General features: G+C 43.2%; 4 protein-coding genes. All 4 read left to right on the top strand.

Annotation, left to right across the window (positions count from 1 at the left end; all coding sequences use genetic code 11):
* The coding region (locus UC75_RS06185; RefSeq protein ID WP_228137126.1) for an MFS transporter at positions 1-1,046 on the top strand (1,046 nt) is incomplete at its 5' end.
* On the top strand, positions 1,043-1,699 hold the full coding sequence (locus UC75_RS06180; RefSeq protein WP_049837031.1) for a DsbA family oxidoreductase: 657 nt from the start codon (positions 1,043-1,045) through the stop codon (positions 1,697-1,699). The genes UC75_RS06185 and UC75_RS06180, both read left to right, overlap by 4 nt.
* Before the next feature lie 14 nt (positions 1,700-1,713).
* Positions 1,714-2,022 carry a Rieske (2Fe-2S) protein gene (locus UC75_RS06175; protein ID WP_128825208.1) on the top strand — a complete coding sequence of 103 codons (309 nt, stop codon included), beginning with the start codon at positions 1,714-1,716 and terminating at the stop codon, positions 2,020-2,022.
* On the top strand, positions 2,015-2,795 hold a 781-nt coding region (locus UC75_RS06170), incomplete at its 3' end, for a YeiH family protein (protein ID WP_228137125.1). The genes UC75_RS06175 and UC75_RS06170, both read left to right, overlap by 8 nt.

Genomic DNA, 2,795 nt, shown 5'->3' with positions numbered 1-2,795 from the left:
GTTTGGCGACTCTAGGATGCGCACTGGCTGAAAATTATGAGCAAATGTTTATTGCTCGTTTTATGGTTGGTGTGGGTGAAGCTGCTTATGGCAGCGTGGGAATCGCGGTGGTTGTGGCTGTTTTTCCAAGGGAAATGCGTGCAACACTCGCCAGTGCTTTTATGGCGGGTGGCGTATTTGGCTCGTTTTTGGGAGTGGCTTTAGGTGGTGTACTCGCACAGCATTTCGGTTGGCGTTGGGCTTTTGGAGGCATTGCTTTATTTGGTCTCATTTTGGCTTTTCTATATCCAATTTTAGTGAAAGAAAACAGAATAAACGCAGCACCTCAAAATAAAATTCGTAGTAAAACCCAGCACATTAAAAGCCCTTTAAAGACTTTATATTCAAGTCGTTCAGTCATTGCCACTTACATTGGTAGTGGTCTGCAATTATTTGTTGGTGGCACAGTGATTGTCTGGATGCCGAGTTATCTCAATCGCTATTACGGCATGAGTACCGATAAGGCAGGTGTGATGGCAGCGGTCATTTTGCTATGTAGTGCAGTAGGCACAATTCTATGCGGCATGTTGTGTGATTATTTGGGCCGTAACTGTCCAGATCGTAAGGTCAGTTTAGCGATTACATACTGCTTGCTCGGTTGTGTTCTTTTATTCATTGCTTTTGCTGTGCCTGCGGGACGTAACCAGTTACTTCTCATCTGCCTCGGAATGTTTATTGCCCTAGGAACCAATGGGCCATCTAGTGCCATGGTGGCCAATCTCACACATAACTCAGTTCATGGCTCTGCATTTGCAACACTCACCTTAGCTAACAATTTTCTTGGTTTAGCGCTTGGTCCTTTAGTCGTTGGCAAAGTATCTGATGTGATTGGTTTACATAGTGCATTTCAATTCATGCCATTGGTCAGTATTGCAGCAGCAGCCGTATTTTTTTATGCCAAACGCCATTATCACAAAGATATCGCACGCTTTGAGCAGCAAGGAATAAATGAGCTTAAAAATCATTCAGGTAACCAAATACAAAAATGTGGGATGAATAACAAATGATGATTCGGCAATTACATATTGATGTATTTTTTGACTTTATTTGTCCTTGGTGTTTGATCGGAAAACGTCAGTTACTGATTGCTATAAATAGATTTTATCAGCTTCACCCCAGAGTTAAAGTTGTTGTGCATTGGCGAGGTGTTCAGCTCATACCTGATTTAGCTGTTGAAGGTGTACCGTTTCAAACGTTTTATTTGAAACGGTTAGGTAGCTTGACAGCAGTTCGTATGAGACAAGAACAAGTCAATAAAGCTGCAAATAAAGTTGGGCTTAAGATCGATTTTGAGCAAATTAAACGGATGCCAAATACGGCCAAAGCTCATCGCTTATTTGATAAAGCTTTGAAAATAGGTACTCCTGAGCAGTGCAATGGGTTGTTAGAACAACTCTTTGCTGCCTATTTTTATGATGGTTTAGACATCGGAAATACCACCACTTTATACAAAATTGCGAAACGTTGTGGCTTCTTACCTGAGCTTATCAAAGATTTACTTATTCAAGATCATCAAGATTTTATCTCTGCAAGTACAGGAGGTAATGGCGTGCCTTATTTTATTTTTAATCGGGCTTCTGCCTTGGTGGGTGCGCAATCAGCAGATGTACTTTATCAAGCGATGCAAGAGGCAATGCTGGCACAAGGAGAGTTGATATGACCAACCGATTTGAAGTGCCTTTTGAGAAAATACCGAATTCAGGTGAGCGGGCTTTTTTTAAAGTTGGAGATAAAACTCTCGCACTATTTAACGTTGCGGCTCAATTTTATGCAATCGATGACAGCTGTCCTCATCAGGGCGCATCGCTATTTAGTGGACGTTTAGAAGGACGAGTGATTCAGTGCTGTGCCCATGGTCTACGCTTTGATTTAACAAATGGCTGTTTAGTTAATTCTGCTCATCTCAAAGTTGCAACCTATCCTGTAGAAGTGATCGAGGACAAGGTATTTATTGTAATGGGTTGTGGGGAAAATCATGAGTAGTTTAGTTTTGAAAAATTTTTCCCAGCGTACAAGAGAATTAGCGCCAGGCTTTGTGGTCAGTTCGGTCGTTGCTGCGGCTGCCTGTTTTTTATCAGAGCACTATGGTGCGCCAGTCATGCTATTTGCACTATTGCTCGGCATGAGTGTGAATTTTTTAGCGGCTGAAAGTAAATGTAAGGCAGGTATCGAGTTCACCGCACGTAGTGTGCTGAGGATGGGCATCGCGTTACTCGGAATGCGTATTACTTTGGGTCAAATCACCGCACTAGGTTGGCAACCTGTTGCGTTAGTCGTTACTCTGGTTATTGTCACAATCGCCGTTTCTGTTATTGCCGCTAAAATTTTAGGTTTCCAAAAACTATTTGGCATGTTAACTGGTGGATCAACCGCAATCTGTGGTGCCTCAGCCGCACTGGCACTATCGGCTGCTTTTCCAAATCATCCGCAAAAAGAAAAAGCGACTTTATTTACCGTGATTGGCGTGTCGGCACTTTCAACCTTTGCAATGATTGTCTACCCGATGATTGCGAAGTGGTTAGAGTTATCGCCACAAGCGGCTGGTGTGTTTCTTGGTGCTACGATTCACGATGTGGCACAAGTGGTGGGCGCTGGTTATAGCATGTCTACCCAAACAGGTGATACGGCGACTGTAGTTAAACTCATGCGTGTGGCAATGTTGCTTCCAGTAATTGTTTGTGCGGCTATGATTACTCGTATGCAAGGTGCAGATTCAACAGGAGAGCGGCCACCATTGCTACCTTGGTTTGCCGTTG

The organism is Acinetobacter sp. V2 (assembly GCF_001188385.1).
Classification (GTDB): Bacteria; Pseudomonadota; Gammaproteobacteria; order Pseudomonadales; family Moraxellaceae; genus Acinetobacter; species Acinetobacter oleivorans.
Note: the sequence above shows the minus strand (reverse complement) of the source record. Positions and strands in the feature narration are given on the sequence as shown.

What these genes read in the sequence shown, in the direction of transcription:
- UC75_RS06180 (WP_049837031.1), top strand. Translation starts at nt 1,043, where the DNA reads ATGATGATTCGGCAATTACATATTGATGTATTTTTTGACTTTATTTGT.